At 67.6% G+C, this 16,757-nt stretch carries 14 protein-coding genes; 6 read left to right on the forward strand and 8 right to left on the reverse strand.

From position 1 onward, the window contains the following. The first annotated feature begins 17 nt into the window (after nt 1–17). On the forward strand, nt 18–413 hold the full coding sequence (locus tag AC4OXY_RS03790; RefSeq protein ID WP_491993147.1) for a hypothetical protein: 396 nt from the start codon (nt 18–20) through the stop codon (nt 411–413). A gap of 295 nt (nt 414–708) precedes the next feature. Here the strand turns inward: AC4OXY_RS03790 and AC4OXY_RS03795 are convergent, their stop codons facing one another. Both AC4OXY_RS03795 and AC4OXY_RS03800 read right to left on the reverse strand, forming a co-directional pair. Then, the gene (locus AC4OXY_RS03795; RefSeq protein ID WP_491993148.1) at nt 709–4,296 is read right to left on the reverse strand and encodes a WD40 repeat domain-containing serine/threonine protein kinase; all 3,588 of its coding nucleotides are present in this window, start codon (nt 4,294–4,296) and stop codon (nt 709–711) included. 1 nt (nt 4,297) lies between these two features. Then, nucleotides 4,298–5,098 (reverse strand): FHA domain-containing protein, encoded by an 801-nt coding sequence (locus AC4OXY_RS03800; protein WP_491993149.1) that lies wholly within the window; start codon nt 5,096–5,098, stop codon nt 4,298–4,300. Between the two features lie 138 nt (nt 5,099–5,236). Between AC4OXY_RS03800 and AC4OXY_RS03805 the strand changes: the two genes are divergently transcribed. Then, nucleotides 5,237–6,628: a protein kinase domain-containing protein gene (locus AC4OXY_RS03805; RefSeq protein ID WP_491993150.1), complete on the forward strand. Its 1,392-nt coding sequence runs from the start codon at nt 5,237–5,239 to the stop codon at nt 6,626–6,628. A gap of 189 nt (nt 6,629–6,817) precedes the next feature. Continuing rightward, the gene (locus AC4OXY_RS03810; RefSeq protein WP_491993151.1) at nt 6,818–7,972 is read left to right on the forward strand and encodes a DUF6301 family protein; all 1,155 of its coding nucleotides are present in this window, start codon (nt 6,818–6,820) and stop codon (nt 7,970–7,972) included. 533 nt (nt 7,973–8,505) lie between these two features. Here the strand turns inward: AC4OXY_RS03810 and AC4OXY_RS03815 are convergent. The 3 genes from AC4OXY_RS03815 to AC4OXY_RS03825 form a co-directional block, all read right to left on the reverse strand. After that, on the reverse strand, nt 8,506–9,396 hold the full coding sequence (locus AC4OXY_RS03815) for a Vgb family protein (RefSeq protein WP_491993152.1): 891 nt from the start codon (nt 9,394–9,396) through the stop codon (nt 8,506–8,508). Between the two features lie 14 nt (nt 9,397–9,410). Then, on the reverse strand, nt 9,411–10,067 hold the full coding sequence (locus AC4OXY_RS03820; protein ID WP_491993153.1) for a CatB-related O-acetyltransferase: 657 nt from the start codon (nt 10,065–10,067) through the stop codon (nt 9,411–9,413). Nucleotides 10,068–10,329: 262 nt separating this feature from the next. Further along, nucleotides 10,330–11,799 (reverse strand): MFS transporter, encoded by a 1,470-nt coding sequence (locus AC4OXY_RS03825; protein ID WP_491993154.1) that lies wholly within the window; start codon nt 11,797–11,799, stop codon nt 10,330–10,332. Nucleotides 11,800–11,949: 150 nt separating this feature from the next. Between AC4OXY_RS03825 and AC4OXY_RS03830 the strand changes: the two genes are divergently transcribed. Continuing rightward, nucleotides 11,950–12,516, forward strand: a complete 567-nt coding sequence (locus tag AC4OXY_RS03830; protein ID WP_402067975.1) for a TetR/AcrR family transcriptional regulator — start codon at nt 11,950–11,952, stop codon at nt 12,514–12,516. A gap of 330 nt (nt 12,517–12,846) precedes the next feature. On the opposite strand, the gene AC4OXY_RS03835 is transcribed toward AC4OXY_RS03830, so the two are convergent. Further along, the gene (locus AC4OXY_RS03835; RefSeq protein ID WP_491993155.1) at nt 12,847–13,269 is read right to left on the reverse strand and encodes a hypothetical protein; all 423 of its coding nucleotides are present in this window, start codon (nt 13,267–13,269) and stop codon (nt 12,847–12,849) included. Continuing rightward, on the reverse strand, nt 13,266–13,670 hold the full coding sequence (locus tag AC4OXY_RS03840; protein ID WP_491993156.1) for a hypothetical protein: 405 nt from the start codon (nt 13,668–13,670) through the stop codon (nt 13,266–13,268). Before AC4OXY_RS03840 ends, AC4OXY_RS03835 begins: the two co-directional genes overlap by 4 nt. A gap of 131 nt (nt 13,671–13,801) precedes the next feature. On the opposite strand from AC4OXY_RS03840, the gene AC4OXY_RS03845 reads away from it, so the two are divergent. Together AC4OXY_RS03845 and AC4OXY_RS03850 are read left to right on the forward strand one after the other, a co-directional pair. Next, nucleotides 13,802–14,329 (forward strand): helix-turn-helix domain-containing protein, encoded by a 528-nt coding sequence (locus AC4OXY_RS03845; protein ID WP_491993157.1) that lies wholly within the window; start codon nt 13,802–13,804, stop codon nt 14,327–14,329. Then, nucleotides 14,326–15,636 carry an MFS transporter gene (locus tag AC4OXY_RS03850; protein ID WP_491993158.1) on the forward strand — a complete coding sequence of 437 codons (1,311 nt, stop codon included), beginning with the start codon at nt 14,326–14,328 and terminating at the stop codon, nt 15,634–15,636. Before AC4OXY_RS03845 ends, AC4OXY_RS03850 begins: the two co-directional genes overlap by 4 nt. A 351-nt stretch (nt 15,637–15,987) precedes the next feature. On the opposite strand, the gene AC4OXY_RS03855 is transcribed toward AC4OXY_RS03850, so the two are convergent. Beyond that, entirely contained in the window at nt 15,988–16,659 is a 672-nt protein-coding gene (locus tag AC4OXY_RS03855; RefSeq protein WP_362823138.1) for a TetR/AcrR family transcriptional regulator, read from the reverse strand. Between the last annotated feature and the right edge of the window lie 98 nt (nt 16,660–16,757).

The raw sequence follows: 16,757 nt of genomic DNA on the forward strand, positions 1-16,757 counted from the left end.
CGGACCTGGCTGTCTCCTTGCTGCGGACCGTCCGTCCTGCCGGAGGCGTCGAGCAGGTCCGCAAGGAGATCGTCCGGGGCCTGATCGCCGAGATCCGCCAGCTCGACAAGAAGCTCCTGGACAACTCCACGCAGATGCAGGGCCACGTTCGGGCGTACGCCGACAGTTCACGACGGCTCAAGCTGGCCGCGGGCCTCGGCGGCCACCTCGATTTCGCTGGGCGAAGCCTGCTGCCGTATGGCTTCCACTGCGTGGAACAGAGTGCTTGTCCTGTTTTCGTCGTCGTACGGCTGCACACCAAGGTCGAACGCACGCAGCTCACGACTTACGCGATTCGCTTGCACCTCGTGCGTGGCTGCGCGCTGCTCCAGTTTGGCAGCGGTCAGCAGCGTCTCCACGCCTGCGGCAAGTGAACCCAAAACGCCCAGAACCCACTTCGGGGCTGACGCCGCGCTGCTGAAGGCGATGGCGACACCGGTTGCGATGACGGCGACCCGAAGCGACCAATAGGTCCGCGTGAGCCGCCGCCTCCTCCTCCGGCGTATATCGACGCCACGCTTCAGTTCCGTGACGTACGTTTCTGCGTTGTCCTCGTGCTCCCTGGATCCGCGACCGCACCAGTCGCCCGGAAAGGCACTGCCATCCGTGTGCTGCCATGTGCCCTGCCATCGTCCTCTGCTGAGCCGTGACACAGGTCCCTCCTCCACATCAGCGTTGGATGACTCCCGAGGGGAGCCGGAGGTCCCAGTCGAGTTCCCACAGACGTATGGTCTCGTCGCTGTCCGCGGTGAATACGAAGTTCGCGTCCGGCGTCAGTGCCAGCGCGGTGGTGCCTCGGGTGTGGCCACCCATGGTCCACAGGCACTTGCCGGTGGTGACATCCCACATCGCGACCTCTTCGTCGATATTGCCGGATACCGCGAAGCGTCCGTCGCCGCTGAGCTGGATCTTCGAGGCTGGGTACCGCCGGGGTTCGAAGACCCTGACGCATTCGCCGGTCCCCGCGTCCCACATCCGGATCCGGTCCAGGAACCTGTCTGGGGCAGGTGTCGGCTCTCGCCGAAGGACGTCTCTGCTGCCCGAGGCGATGATGAACCGCTCGTCGGGGCTCATGCTCAGGGAACGGACCGACTCCGTTTGCGAAGGGATGTCGAGAACACACTTCCCGGACGCCATGTCCCAAAGACGGATCCGGTTGTCCTCGCCCAAATTCAGGGCGCGGCGGCCGCTCGGCCCGATCCACATGGCGCTCCTCAACCCGCCGTGGGACGGGATGGTCTGCACGGTGCGCCCAGTCTCCAGATCACAGAGCAGGATGCGCCGCGCGACCCGATCCAAGGCAAGAGCCAGCCGCATGTCCGCACTGAACTGCACCCCGTGCAAGTAAGGAAACTTCAGGGTGCTGAGGCACCTACCGGTGCTGAGCGACCACGTCTTGATCGTGACGCCTTGACCCGAGGACGCCACCCGCTCACCGTCCGGGCTCAGCCGTAGCCTGTCGATCGAGCCCTGCTCCCCATCGAATATGCGTTCTCGTCGTCCGGTCCTCAAGTCCCACACCTGGATCCGCCCCTCGATGTCGCTGTAGACGCCGAGCCGGGCATCGGCCGTGAGATCCACGGCGCGGCCGCTGACCACGTCTTGGTATTCACCGACTCGCCCCTTCAGGGTCTTGGCAGGCCACGCGCCGCGCAGCGCCACGCGCTCAGTGTGGTTACCCAGAGCCCTCCAGGCGGCCATGACTCGCGGCGCACGATCGCAGCCGGGCAGCGTGCGGGCCTGTTCCAGCAGTCTGAACGCGGCCCGTGTCCGACCTCCGGCCATCGCGTCCTCGGCATCAGCGACCATGGCGTCGAGCCGCTGGCCCGTATCGGCCAGTTCGGTGTGCCGCCGTGGGCGGCTCAGTTGAAGCGGCGCCCTGAATGTGTTTGGCATGCGCCATCGGCGTGCCGTGTCATCTAGTCCAGCCGACCACGCCGTGCGGCCGTCGGAGGACAGTTGGATCGAGCTCACGGCGTTGCGGTGGCCCTGGAAGGTACGCAGGCAGCGGTGGTTCTCCAGATCCCAGTAGGAGATGTGGCCGTACCAGTCGCCGATGGCCAGGTACCGCGCGTCACTGCTCAGCGCGGCGGATCGCGCGTGCCAGTCTGACGGAGTTCTCAGAGTATGGAGTAGACGGTGCTGGCGCAGGTGCCAGACCCGGATCACCTTGTCCTCGCCCAGGATGATCGCGGTGTCGCCATTCGGGCCCATCCACATGTCCCGAACCGGAGAACCGGTATCAGCCGGCTGCCACACGCATTCCCCAGTCGTGAGGTCCCACAGCTGCAGAACATGGTCCTCCCGGACGCCGTTCCCGGACAGCACCCAGCGTCCGTCTGGGCTGACCTCGGCTTTCTCCCCGCCGGAATGGCCGTTCAGGGCGAACAAGTGGCGGCCCGCGTGAAAGTCCCAGACCTGAATCCGGCCGTCCGGCTCAGCCCATAGACCGATGCGTCCATCGGCGTTCAACCGGACCGCTGACGATGCCGTGTTGAGCATCACGGAGTCGTCAGACACCCGCGAACTGGATGTGACAGACGAACGGCCCGCAAGCCGGTTCGCCTCGTTCTGGCGGTCTCGTTCCAGTGACTTCGCCGGACCCGTGCCGTCCAGCCAGCGAGTGATGCGAACCGTCGCCTGCATAGAGCCGGTGGCCAGGTCCCAGTACCTGACGGTACTGTCCCAGCCGGTCGAGATGCCGTAGCGGCCGTCGGCGCTGATGTCGACGGAATCGACGCGATCCGTATGCCCGAACAGGGACCTGACTAGCTTTCCGGTGCGGACATCCCACAGCTTCACCGTGTGATCTGCGTGGCCGGCCAGGGCGCGAGTGCGGTCGGCGCTGAGTCGGATCTCGTGCTCGGGTGGGATCCGATCGCGGGCATACCCCTGCCAGGGGACCGTTCGCACCTCGACACAGCGTGAGTCGGCGACCCGCTCGGAGTGCAGCGCCTGCGCGGTCTGCGCCACCTCGCGGTCATTCGGCGTCTCGGTGAGCAGCTCCATGATGATCTCCGCTGCGTGGCTCCGATCGCCCCGCTCCAGGTGGACGAGCGCGGCGTGGTGGCGGGTCCGCCCTGCGTCACTCAGGCTGTTGCGAAGGCTCTCAAGCTCGGCAAGCAGTTCCTCGTCGGTGATCTCGCCGCGCCGCCACTTGAGCAGTCCTGCGTTGAACGTCGCTTCCGGGTGCAAGGGGTCGGCGGTCAGTGCGGCGGCCAGTAGTTCCTCCGCATCGGCAGTCCGATTCAGGTCGAGGAGGGAGACCGCGTGATTGGTGAGTCCGTCGGCGAGCAGGTCTGTGGGACGCGGAAGCTGGCGGAAATACGTAGCGCCAGTCACGGCACGGAAGACCTTGATGATCCGTTCCGCGACGTCCGCCATCGAGCCCGGCCGCTCGCGTGGGTCGTCGGCGAGACAGCTCCCGAGTAGGACTGCGATCTCCGGTGGCATCTTGGGAGGTCCTGTCCTGGCCGGACCCGAGGCAAGGTAGTTCTTGAGCGCCTCCCCGGCTGCAGCGCCGGATCTCCAGGTCAAGTCGCCGTTGAAAATCTCCAGCACGGATACCGCGTAGCTGAAGATGTCGGTGCGCCGGCTCAGCTCCTCACCCGCGATCTGTTCCGGGGATGCGTAAGCCGGAGTCATCCCGCCGTCGTTGACGGCGACGCTGAGGCGTGGAAGCACTCCCTCGGCGGCGCTCGCCGCGATCGCCGGCGGGACCGTGCGGGCCCGGGCCAGACCGAAGTCGGTGACTTTGGCCACCGGACGGCTGCCGGCCTCGATCAGGACGTTGGCGGGTTTCACGTCTTGGTGGACCAGTCCCCGCGTATGTGCGTGGTCGAGACCCCACGCGAACTGGATTGCTACGTCCAGGATTCGGGCGAGTGCCTCTCTGGGCGGGCCCTGATAAAGCTGGTCGCCATCGATCCAGTCAGCCAGGCTCTTGCCGCCCTGAACGTATTCGGCGAACACCATGGGGGTGTCCTTCAGAATGCGGACATAGTGGCAGCCACAGATGTTCGGGTGGACCCCAAGGCGCACCCACGCCTCAGCCTCGGCGATGAACCGTTCGCGCCGCCCGCGGCTGGCCACGGCGTCCCGACGCGGGAGCTTCAGCGCCAGGTCGATGCCCCACTGCAGGTGCCGGACCCGGAACACCTGCCCCATTGCGCCTTCCCCGGCCAGCTCCAGGACTTCGTACCGGCCGTCCAGCACCTTGTCGGCGCTTCCCGGCTGGCGCCCCCCTGCCGCGATCATCTCAGGCCTCTTCCCCAAGCAGGTACAAGTCCTCCGGCACCAGCGTGCCGCTGTCCAACATCGCCCGGATCAGGTTGTCGTTCAGGGTGTTGCCGATCGGTTCGGCCATATCGTCGTCCTTCACGACGCCAGGGATCGCGCCGGGCCCGGTCGCCAGTCGGGCACGGAGGCTGGCGATGCGAAGCTCAACCCCCTTCGCGGTCCAAGGCCGTACTGGATCCGGCGCTGCCTCGTTCAGGGTGTCCGCCACCTGCTTCCACGTCACCGGCGCCGGATATGGCTCGCGGCGCAAGTACCGCTGCGCCAAGGCAGTGAGCAGTAGTCGCTGGACCGGGGACAGGTCGTAGACATCCGACGTCAAGGTCAGCTCCTGTGACTGATCCTGGCCCAGGCCGTCCGACGAGCCGACGACATGACACTCCAACAGATGCGAGCGACTGTTCGGAGTGTCGATGGTCAACGGCGTGTAGCCGGTGCGTATGCGCACGACGTGGTGCCGCAGCACCGGGTCGGCGCCCGGCATCCGGATCGGACGACGGCCCTCGTTGCGGAGCCACCACTGGTCCCCGTCACAACTGAACACGCCGTGCAGGCGGCTGACGAAGCGGTCGTCACCGCCGATCGACACGTGTACGTCGGCCTTCGCACGCCCGACGTGCAGCGTGAACTTGCGCGGCGGCACGGCGAAACCGCTGGGCCCGGCCTTTACGAAGATGGTGCCGTGCGGCGCAGGTGGCACCCCGCCGGCCAGGGCCGGCATGTCCGACGGCAGCGGTTGCGGAATGAATTCCCTGAATTCCATGATGGGCCTCTCCATCGAACTCGCCGGTGGTGCCTCCTCGTCGGTCAGCATAGGACGGGGCGAGGAGGACGGGTCCTCGGACCGGGATGCTTGTATGGAGCCGGAGTCCTGACGTCACGGGGTGATCGGAGAGGGACCATGAAGCATGCGCCCAAGATGCCTGCCGTCGTCCTGACGGTCGTCAACGGCGAGCTCGCAACGAGTGAGTTCCTGTTCGATGAACGCACCACCGCCCTGCTCGGCCGCGCGCCGGACTGCTCCCCGCAGCTGCCCGACGATCGGCACCACCGCCTAGTTTCGCGACACCACTGCCTTCTCGACATCAACCCGCCAGCCGTTCGCGTCCGCGACTTCGGCAGCCTGAACGGGACGTACCTGAACGGCCGCAAGATCGGGCAACGCGAGGCGCATCAGAGTCCGGGGGAAGCCGCATCCGTCGCGTTTCCGGAGCATGATTTGACGGACGGTGACGAGATCCGGGTCGGCGACACCGTCCTGCGGCTGACCGTTCTTACGTCGAACGACGCTGATATGGAAACCCTGGCAGGCGTGCTCTGTGCTCGTTGCGGCATCGACATCACCTGCGAGCCCGCGATCGCGCCCGGCGACTACCTCTGCCCAGGCTGCCAGGCCGAACCGAAGGCGGTTGTCGGATCTCTGCTGGCGGCGGCCGACAGCGGCAACCGCCCGGAGCTGGCGTCGATCGCCGGCTACGAGGTCGAACAGGAACTCGGCCGCGGCGGCATGGGCGCGGTGTACTTGGCACGTCGCCAAGGCGACCCGTGCCCGGTCGCGCTGAAAGTCATGTTGCCGCAGGTCGCGCCCCGACTTGAGGCCCGACGCCGGTTCGAGCGCGAAGTGGACCTCACCCGGAGCCTGAAACACCCGAACATCGCAGAGCTTTACGAGGCCGGCTTCGCTGCCGGCGCGTTCTATTTCACCTCCGAATTCTGCGACTCCGGAGATCTGGAGCAGCTGCTGCAACAGCGCGGCGGGCGCCTGTCTCCTGCCGAGGCCGTGGGCCTGATCATCCAGGTTGCCGACGGCCTCGGCCACGCGCACGGCCAAGGTGTCGTCCATCGGGACCTGAGCCCGGCCAACATCTTGCTCGCGTCCCAGCCCCGCGGCGGGCTCCAGGCCAAACTCGCAGACTTCGGTCTGGCCAAAGCCTTCGACGACGCCGGGTTGTCCGGCCTGACACGCACCGGCACCACCGCGGGCAAGCCGTACTACCTGCCGCGCCAACAGGTCGTCAACTTCCGTGAGGTCTCACCGGCCGTCGACGTGTGGGCGCTGGCCGCGAGCCTGTATCGGGTGCTCACCGGTGCCTATCCACGGACGTTCCGGCCGAAAAGAGACCCCTGGCAGATCGTTCTGGCCGAGTCGCCGGTTCCGATCCGAGAACGGAACCCTGCCGTTCCGATGGCGCTGGCCGAGGTCGTCGACCACGCTCTACGCGAGCGGCCGATCATCGGATATCAGCAGGTTGGGGAATTCCGCCAGGCCCTCGTGGCCACCGGAATTGGATGAGTCATCAGTTCGCTATGGCAGAGGGGAGTCTCCATGTTTGACATAAGTCCGGATGGCAGCAGCGCCGCCTCGATGGGCCTCCGAGGCCGGATCGATCTGTGGGACCTGCCTTCCGGCAGGCTCCTCAGGTCATTCGACTCCGGCCAGCCCCCGCAAGGCGTCCTCCGATTCAGCTCCGACGGTCGCCGATTGACCTCCGCCGGTCAGGGCGACGTCGTTACCGTGTGGTCGATCGACACGGGCCGCAGGTTAGCCGGCACACTACTTCCCGAATCAGGTAGGAAGGCCCTGAGCGGCGACGGACGGCTGGTTCTCGCTGCCAACGGCGCCGAAGGGAGCATCCGCCTATGGAGCGTCACCGACACCGAATGTCTCTGGGCGCTGCCGGGTCCCCATCCTGTCGTCGCTTTGGCGGTCGACGCGGAAGGTCGACGAGCGCTGGCCGCAGGACGGGACAGCCAGCGTGTCCTCAACGGCGACAACCCCATGCTGATCCGGCTGTGGGACCTGACCGATGGCCGATTGCTACAGACTCTATGGCCGTCGAGAGACGCGGTGTCGGCGGTGTGTCTGAGCCCTGACAACTCGCACGCTTTCGCCGCGGGGCCGGACGGTATCCGCGTCTGGGATCTCCTGACTCCTGGCAGCCCACGGACTCTCCCCTCGGCCCCCAGCCAGGTGACCTTCCTCGATGTGAGCCGCAACGGCCGCTTTCTGGTGGCAGCCGGGCGGGACGAGACGACGGTGTGGGACATCGCCAGCGGACAGAGACTTCCAGGAGTGTCCAGTGTGGTCGAGATCGCCGCGAGCATGTCGGCCGCCGCTAGCGGGACGCCTGCGCAGTCGGTCGCGGCCGGCCCCCGAGTAGACGTTTTCGCCGCCGTCGCGATCGTTGCCGCGGCCAGGCAGTTCCAGTGGACGTGGACCCACTCCGACGCCCCGAGTTTCTGCGCGGGGATGGGCTGGACCAAGCCGGAACGCGGCGGCCCCGGAGTCCGCACCACCACGACTGTCAAGGTGAATGAGCCTATTGCCGTCTTTACCGATTGGGGCCGCGGCATCGCCATGGCCAGTTGCAAGGTCACCGACACTGTCAACGAGGAGGCACCCGGAGCACAGAACTTCATCGCCGACGCCTTCGCCACGTTGACCAAGCGAATGGCCGAAGTGTTGGGCAGGCCGACACGGCTGAGCGAAGAATTCGAGGAGGCCGTCTGGTATGTCACACCAGCCCTAGTGATCCACGTCAGCGCGGTCCGCACCAGTTGCTTCGTCCGAATGGTGAGCGCCAGATATCAGGAAATGGTTATTGATACGATGCGCGGCTATTCCAAGCGACCCTGACCGCAAAGTGAACCGCCAGTCGAGAATCTCCTGGCCCACCGGTATTCCACCGATCCGGCCCGCTCCGAGTGCCGGAGGTGGCAGGTCCCGCGACGCACAGCGTCTCTGTGTCCGAGGTGAGCGCCAGAGGTACTCACTCGTGTGCTCCTACTACGCCTCGCGTGCGTATTCCGAGTCTTAGGGGGATGGTTCCCAGCCTGTCTGCCGAACGGGCGCCAGCCTCGCGTGTGCGGCGCGAGGCGTTGTGGACGTGCCGGCAGACGAGGAGCCGGGGCAGCGATGGAGGTAGCGCGGCCGAGCTACTTCGGGTCGTACTCGAAGATGACGCGCCGAACGCCGTGGATGTAGACGTGCTCAACGGTCCGGCGGTAGCGGCCGGACTCACCAGAGACCGTGTTCTCCAGCCACACATACTTCACGTCATCCTCGCGCGGCTCCGCGGGAGTCCACCCCTCAGCGGGGCCGCCCCGGAAATGGACTCCTCTCGGGCCGCCGTGCGGGCGACTACTGCTGACGGTGTGAGGGGGGGTGGTTCAGGCGGTGCTGTCCGGCAGGGCGATACGGGCGAGTGAGCCGATCTCCAGTGCGGTCCACAGAGCGCCGTCGGGGCCGACGGTGATGCCGTGCGGTTCGGAGTCGGGGGTGGGCAGGTCGTGGACGGTGACGGAGCCGTCGGGGGTGATCGTTCCGACGCGGTTGCCTCCCCATTCGGTGAACCACGCTTTGCCCTGTCCGTCGACGGTGACGGCGTGTGGTCGGGCGGCGCGGTTGGGCAACGGGAACTCGGTGATGTGCCCGTCGGGAGTGATCCGGCCGATCTGACCGGCGGCGATCTCGACGAACCAGAGTGCTCCGTCGTGGCCTGCGGCGATCCCGACGGGCGCCGCCGCCTCGGTCGGCAGGGGGTGGAGGGAGACCGCACCGTCCATGCCGATCCGCCCGATGGCGTTGGCCTGGTTGAGGGTGAACCACATGCTTCCGTCGCCGCCGGCGGTGATCGCCGAGGGGAACGCGCCGGTGACGGGCAGCGGAAACTGGGTGAGGTGGCCTTCGACGGTGATGCGGCCGATGCGGTCGGCGGCGGTCTCGGTGAACCACAGCGCGCCGTCGGGTCCCGCCGCGATGCCGAACGGCCCGCAGCCGGAGCCGGGCACGTCGAACTCGTCGATCACGCCGTCGATGGTGATCCGCCCGATCCGGTCCGCCCGGTATTCGGTGAACCACAGCGCGCCGTCGGGGCCGGGTGTGATGACGGTCGGTCCGCTGTCGGGGTCGAGTCGGTGGCTGGTGGGCTCCTCGCCGGGGACGAGGCGGCCGATCCGGCCGCTGTGGACGAGGGTGAACCACAGAGCACCGTCCGGTCCCGTGGTGAGGGCGTAGGGTCCGGCCGCGTCGTCGGCCACTGTGTGCTCTTCGATGGACATCTGGGGTACGTGGTTCAAAGGGGCTTCCCCAAACCGTGCTCGGCGGCGATGCGTTCGATGTCGGCCGGGGTTCCGGCCATGATGGTGCGGGCGTGTTCGGTGACCAGGTCGGCGGGCCAGTCCCACCACGCTGCGCGCTGCAGCCGCTCGGTGTCGGCGTCGGTGAAGCGTTGCCGGATCGGTTTGGCTGGGTTGCCGCCGACGATCGTGTAGGGCGGGACGTCGGCGGTGACCACGGCGCCGGCCGCGATGATGGCGCCGTCGCCGATCCGTACGCCGGGCATGACAGTCGCCCGGTACCCGAACCAGACGTCGTTGCCGACGACCGTGTCTCCGCGGCTGGGCATGGCGGTGACGATGTCCAGCGTCTGCTCGGCCCACCGCCCGCCGAACATGGTGAACGGGTACGTCGAGACGCCCATCGTCGGGTGCTCGGCACCGGCCATCAGGAAGGTGGTTCCCGAAGCGATCGCGCAGTACCTGCCGATGGTGAGGCGCTCAGGCCCGTAGGCGTAGAGGACGTTACGGTGCTGGAAGTCCGTGGCGCCATCCGGGTCGTCGTAGTAGGTGTACTCGCCCACGGTGATGTTCGGTGAGGTGACCAGCGGTTTGAGGAACACCACGCGGTCGTGGGCGGGCAGCGGGTGCACGGTGGTCGGGTCAGGGGACAAGGTCGGGGTCCTTTACGTGGTTACGGGATGCCGCACGGCCCTGGTGGAGGCGTCGCCGGGCCGGGGCCGGATCAACATGGCTCGGTGGGGTTTGAGGTGTTCTCGGGGCTGGGCGGGGTGACCCACTCGATGGACTGGACAATCACGCCGCTGGGGTCGGTGACCTGGAAATAGCGTTCGTTCAGGGGTGCTCGGCAGCGGCATGGTGATGTTGATGCCATCGGCGCGCAGCCGCTTCTCCCGGCCATGGCCGTTGTTGTTGTCAATGGCTGTTCGCGGATGCTTCGTTCGAGGTGGTGACAGCATCTGGATCGGTGGAGTGTTGCGTCACCACAGCGCCTTTCGCGGGCTTGGACCTCGCCAGCCACAGGCCGGTGAACACGGCGGTGGCCAGGGTGACGGCGCCGGCCGCGAGGAAGGCGCTCTTGAGACCGGCCTCGAAGGAGGCGCCGCCCGACTGTTGGGTGCGGACGATCGCTCCCAGCAGCGCCACACCGAGTACCGCGCCGATCTGCCGGGTGGTGCTGCTGATACCTGAGGCCAGGCCGCCCTCCTGCGGGCTGACCGCCTGGATGGCGGCCCCGGTCAGGGGGGACATGGTCAGGGCGAAGCCGGTGCCGACGAGGGCCATTCGCCACCACACGTTCCCGTAGCCGGTCTCGGCGTGCACTGTGCCGAGCGCCAGCAGTCCCAGGCCGGCCAGGGCCAGGCCGGTGGTGGCCACGATGCGGAAGCCGTACCGGGCGGCGAGCCGGCCCGCGTACGGGCTGACGACCACCATGGCGAGGGACAGCGGCAGGGTCTGCAGGCCGGCCCGCAGAATCGAGCTGCCCTGGACGCGCACGAAGAACTGGGAGAAGAAGAACGACGAGCCCATGAGCGCGAACCCCACCACGACCATGGCAGTGTTGGACACGGTGAACAGGCGCTGACGGAACAGCCGCAGCGGCAGCATCGGTTCGGAACGACGGGCTTCGACGGTGACGAAGGCGGCGAGGAGGATCACAGCGGCGGTGAAGCTGCCCAGGATCACCGGTGAGGTCCAGCCGCGGACGCTACCCTCGATCAGCCCGTAGGTCAGCATCCCCACTGCCAGAATGGACAGCACCGTGCCCGGGATGTCGATCGCGGCGGCGCTTGGGTTGCGGGACTCGTCGAGGTGGCGCAGGCCGACCAGCAGCAGGACGACGCCGATGGGCAGATTGACCAGGAAGATGGCGGGCCAGCCGAAGGCTTCTGTGAGCACCCCGCCGGCCACGGGACCTGCGGCCAGGCCGATTCCACTGAGTCCGGCCCACATCCCGATCGCCTTGATGCGTTCTTGCGGCACGGGGTAGGCGGCGGCTAGCAGGGCGAGCGAGGCGGGGCTCAGTGCCGCGGCCCCGATGCCCTGGAGGACCCGGCCGACGATCAGCCAGCCGAGCGAGGGCGCGAGCGCGCATACCAGGGACGCGGCCGTGAACACCGCCACGCCGGTCAGGTACACCCGCTTGCGGCCGAACCGGTCGGCGAAGATGCCGCCGGACATCAGCAGCATGGCGACCAGCAGTACGTACGCGTCCACGATCCATTGCAGACCGGTCAGTTGAGTGTGCAGGCGGTGCTGCATATCGGGCAGCGCCGCTCCAACGATCGTGTTGTCGAGCAGGACCATGAACTGGCCCAGGCAAGTCACCGTGAGCAGCACGGCCCGGTTTGATCGACTGCCTACGGTCGCATGTGATGCAGCCACGGGGTCCCCCTCAATCGATAGTTGCGCCCGGCCGCGGTCATCGCGGGTGGCGATACAGCCGAATGCCCTAAAGCAGCCATTGGCTGCGTTAGATAACCATAGAGAGGGTCGCCCGTAAACGCAAGCAGTGACTGCGTTAAAGTGGGGGGTGTGAACGATCGACAGCGAACCCGGCGGCCCGGCGGGCGCAGCGCCCGCGTCGGCGCGCAGGTGCACCAGGCCGTCACCGACCTGATCAGCGAGCGCGGCTACGGCAACTTCACCGTCGGCGAGGTCGCAGCCCGCGCCGGCGTGGCCGACAGCAGCATCTACCGCCGGTGGGGCAGCCTGGAAACCCTGCTCACCGACGTGGCGCTCACCCGCCTCAACGCGCAGTCGCCGATGCCCGACACCGGGAGCCTCGACGGCGACCTGCGTACCTACGCGGCCCAAGTGGCCCGCGAGATCACCGGACCCGACGGCCTGCTGTTGGTGCGCCTGGCCGTCGCCCTGTCGACCATCGGTCAGCAGGGCCTGCAGGCTCGTGACGACCTGCGCGACGAACGCACCCGGCAACTGCAGTCCATGCTCGACCGTTCCCGCGAACGCGGCGAGCACGCACCCGACGCGTTCGACGTCCTGGACCACATCCTGGCCCCGATGTACATCCGCGTCCTGTTCGGCATGGTCCCGCTCACTCCGGACTACATCGACGGGCTGGTCGACCGATTGCTGTGACCTCAACCCGGTTCCCGCGATCAGCCCTCGCATGCCGTGCCAGAGCTCCGCGAGGTGCCCGCCGACACGCGCCGGGCCAGCTCAGGCATCCGGCCCTGGGTCGCTCACGCGGCCTCGCTGAATCCGTCTCGGCGGCCCGTCGCCGCGGATCAGAGTGAAGTCGACGTCCAAGTGTGGCGCGCAGGCGTCGGGTTCGTCGGCGGCCATCCGAACTCCGAGATCATTCCATGCGGATTTCTGGCGTACCTGGGCTGTTCCCCGGGTAGCGGCGCGGGACGGCTCAACTCTCGTAGTGCCGGACCGTGCTCCACCGCGCGGGGTGCCAGCAGCTCAGTGGCCCCGGTCCGGGTGCGGCTGGGTCGGCAGGGCCCGGACCGGAGGATTGGGCTGGGACAGCGCGTGGAGGAGCTGTCGGTTGTACGTGGTCAGTTGGTTGACGACGCGGACGAGATGATCGACGGCCGTCCGCAGCTGGGCGAATTCGGTAGCGTCCTTGGCGCGGAGCTCCTTCAGTCTGCCGATCTGCTGACGCAGGCGGATCTCAGAGTCCGGCGTCTGTCCGCTCGCCCTCACTTGTGCGTAGAAGTAGTTCTTGAGGTCCAGGTGGCGTTGGGTGAGCGCGTTGCGCGGTACGCCGGCTTCCTGGGCCAGGGCGCCGATCGTCAGCGCGCCGTTGAAGTGCTGCGCGGTTCCCTGCAGGATGCGGTCCATGGCCGCGCGGATATGGTCGCGTTCGTCGCGTGCGGGGCTCATGCGGTGCCGCCCTGGAGGGTGGTGCGGGTGCGGTGGTGGGCATTGGCGAGGTCACGCAGCCGGGTGGCGTTGTCGCGCAGTCGCTCGCCTGGCAGGCCGGGGACGTGACCAGCCTGCTGGTCAAGCGCGGTGGCGCGGCGACGGAGGCCGGCGGCGTGCTGATCGGTGCGGGCGATGTTCGCGCAGGCGGGGACGCACTGGTTGAGGCTGAGGGTGCCCTTGAGGCCGCGGTGACACAGGGCCTTGTCGCGCTTATAGACGCACATCAGCAGCGTGTGGGGATTGTCGTAGACGGCCAGGCGGGGGTTGGCGAGGAACTGACGGCTCTGCCGGGAGGCGATGACGGTGCCGGTGCACTGGGGTGCGGTGGTGGCGGCCCGATCTCCACGTCCCATGGACATGCCGACGACTCGAACCCGAGGCAGTCACATGATCCGCAGGACGGGACCTAACCATCCCTCTCCCCCTCCCTGCACAACCCGATGGTCAAGAACTCTTGACTGACGGTCAAGAGTCCTTGACCATAGATCTCGTGACCACTCCTGATGACCCTGGACATTCGGCCGCCCGCGTCCACATCGAGAGCGATGAGCAACTCCGTGCCATCGCAAGCCATATGCGGCACCGCATCCTGCGCGTCCTGCGGGACGGCCCGGCGACCATCACCCAGGTCGCCGAACGGCTCGGGATCGCCAAGGGCAGCTCGAACCACCACATCAAGGTGCTGGCGAAGGCCGGTCTGGTGCACGTCGTCGAGACTCGGAAGATCGGCGGGGTCACCGAGCAGTACTACGCGATGACCGGCAAGACCATCGAGTTGCCGGAGACCGGGGCCGGGCAGCACGAGGTGCTGATGCGGCACGCGTTGACGGACATCGAGTCGGCGCCGCCAAGTGACCAGAAGAGCGTGTTCCTGAAGCACGCACGGCTCAGCCCGCAGGCATGGGACCAGTTCAACGAACGGCTCACGGCGTTGCTGACCGAGCTGAACGAGCTCTCCGATCCGACCCAACCCGCCGCCGACCTGTTCGTGGCGTTTTACCGACCGAAGGACGTGTGATCAGCTTGGCGAGCCGCATGCCTCAGCGCTTCTATCGAATATGGACTGCTTCGGCGGTGTCCGCTCTCGGTGACGGGATCTACTTCGCAGCCTTGCCGTTGTTGGCACTGACCCTTACTCACAATCCGATCCTGCTGGGCACGATGGAGGCCTGCGCTCTGCTGCCCTGGCTCTGCTTCGGCATGGTCGGCGGCGCGCTGGTCGACCGCTGGGACCGCCGGCGGACGATGGTCGTCGCCGACCTGTTCCGGTTCTCGCTGCTGGTGCTGGTGACCGTGCTGGTGACATCCGGCACGGCGGACATCTATCTGCTTTTCGCGGCAGCCTTCCTCCTGGGCACCGGACAGGTCTTCTTCGACACGGCGTCCACCGCCTTCATGCCGGAGGTGTTGCAGGACCGGGATCTGGCCACGTTGCAACGGGCCAACTCCCGGCTCCTGGGTGCGCAGCAGACGTTCGAGGGGTTCGTCGGGCCGCCGGCCGGATCGCTGCTGTTCGGGCTGGGGCGGGCGGTGCCGGTACTGGCCGAAGCCATGTCGTTCCTCGTCAGTTCCCTGATGATCCGGTCACTACCCAAGGCGCCGGCGAAACCGGCCAAGCCGCGCGGGTCGTTGCTGCGCGAGGCGCGCGAAGGCGCGGCGTATCTGTTCGGCAACCGGTTGCTGGTGGGGCTGGCGCTGCGCCCGGCGGTGGGGAACTTCGCCTTCCTCGGGGCCAGCGCGGTACTGGTGCTGTTCCTCAAGGACACCCTGCACCTGGGGACCACCGCCTACGGCGTCTACCTGACCGCCAACGCGATCGGCGCGCTGATCGGCACATCGATCGGGACGCGGCTGGCCGCGCGGCTCGGCACCGGCACCGCGCTGACGATCACCGCGGGAGTGGAGGCGGCGGCGCTGCTAGGGATCGGCCTCGCGCCGAACGCCTGGGTGGCCGGGGCGGCCGAGCTGACGCTGGGCATGGCCATGGGCGTCACGATGAGCCTGGCCCCGGCCGTCCGGCAGGCGATCGTGCCGGACGAGCTGATGGGCCGGGTCGGCGCCACCGCCCGACTGATCGCGTTGTGCGCCGGACCGCTCGGCGCGTTGTTCGGCGGCTGGCTCGCGCACGTCGCGGGGCTGCGCGCACCGTTCATCATGGGAGCCGGGATCCTGGCGTCGATGACGATCGTCGCGGCCCGGATGACCAACAACACGCAGATCGAGGTGGGCCTGGCGGAGGCCAAGGCACGGAGGGAGCGGGAAGAACGGGCTCAAGAGCAAGCTGCGAAAGCAGCAGCCTCGGAACCCAGCCTCGCACCGGCCTGACAAGCAACCCGAGCGGCGGCGGCTCAGCCGTCGTACAGCGGCCACCTGCCACGCGAACGCGACGCACGCGGCGTGCCAGCAGTATCTCGAACAGCACCGCCAGAAACAGCGCCACCGTGAAGTCACCGCCCCTGGCCAGCATCCGCTCCGACCAGACCCGGCACCACCACGAAATCGAGGTGACAACCGTATGCGCTACGAAACTCGGGACAGCTCACTTGAGGTCGGACCCAGGGCTTTGCCACCGAGGGCCCAAGCTGTCCTGGGTTCAGCTGTTCTGGTCTTCTTCCATCGGCAGCCCGGCGATGATCCCGTTTGGCGCGTCCGGCAGGGACTGGGCGGCACAGGTCGCTATCTGCCGGTGGCAAGTCGGCTTGCGAAGCCGTCGAGGATGGCTCGCAGGCCGAATTCGAAGCTGCTGTCGGGTGCGGCGGCGTAGTCGGTGGTGCCGACCCGCTCGCGCAGGCGGGGGAACTCCATGGCGATCTCGGTGCTCCGGGCGATGGTGTCGGCAAGCTGCTGCTCGGGGTTCTCGCCGCTGCGGCTCAGCCGCCGGGTGAGCGAGACCTGTGCGGCGGGCCCGAGGGCACTGCCGAGCACGAAGACGAACACGGTGGCGGCGGCCCGGTCCGCCTCGGCGCCGGCGAATCCGGCCTGCTCGTAGACGGCGAGGCTGTAGTCGTCCAGGCGGGCCTTGCCGCGGCCGTACAGCAGGTGGCTGCCGAAGGCCTGGCCGAGCCATGGGTGCCGGGTGAGCATCGCGTGCATGCCGGTGGCCATGGCGGTGGCGGCCTCCCGCCACCCGGTGGTGCCGGGTTCGGGCACCTCGACCTCCGCCCAGACCGCGTCTGCGGCCAGGCGGACCAGCTCGTCCTTGGTCTTGATGTGCCAGTAGATGGCCGTGGCGGCCGAGCCGAGCCGTGTCCCCAGGCTGCGCATGTTGAGGCCGTCGAGGCCCTCCTCGTCCAGCAGCTCGATCGCGGCGCGGACGATCTGGTCGGCGGTCATGGTCTGTCGTGGCATGGCGCCAGCTTAGTTGAACTTAGTGCAGGAAGCACTCTTGTGTTCAGTTCACCCGGTCGCATACGGTCTTCCTGTACTTAGTTCAAGTGCCTGCAGGG

Source organism: Streptomyces sp. HUAS MG56 (assembly GCF_058673395.1).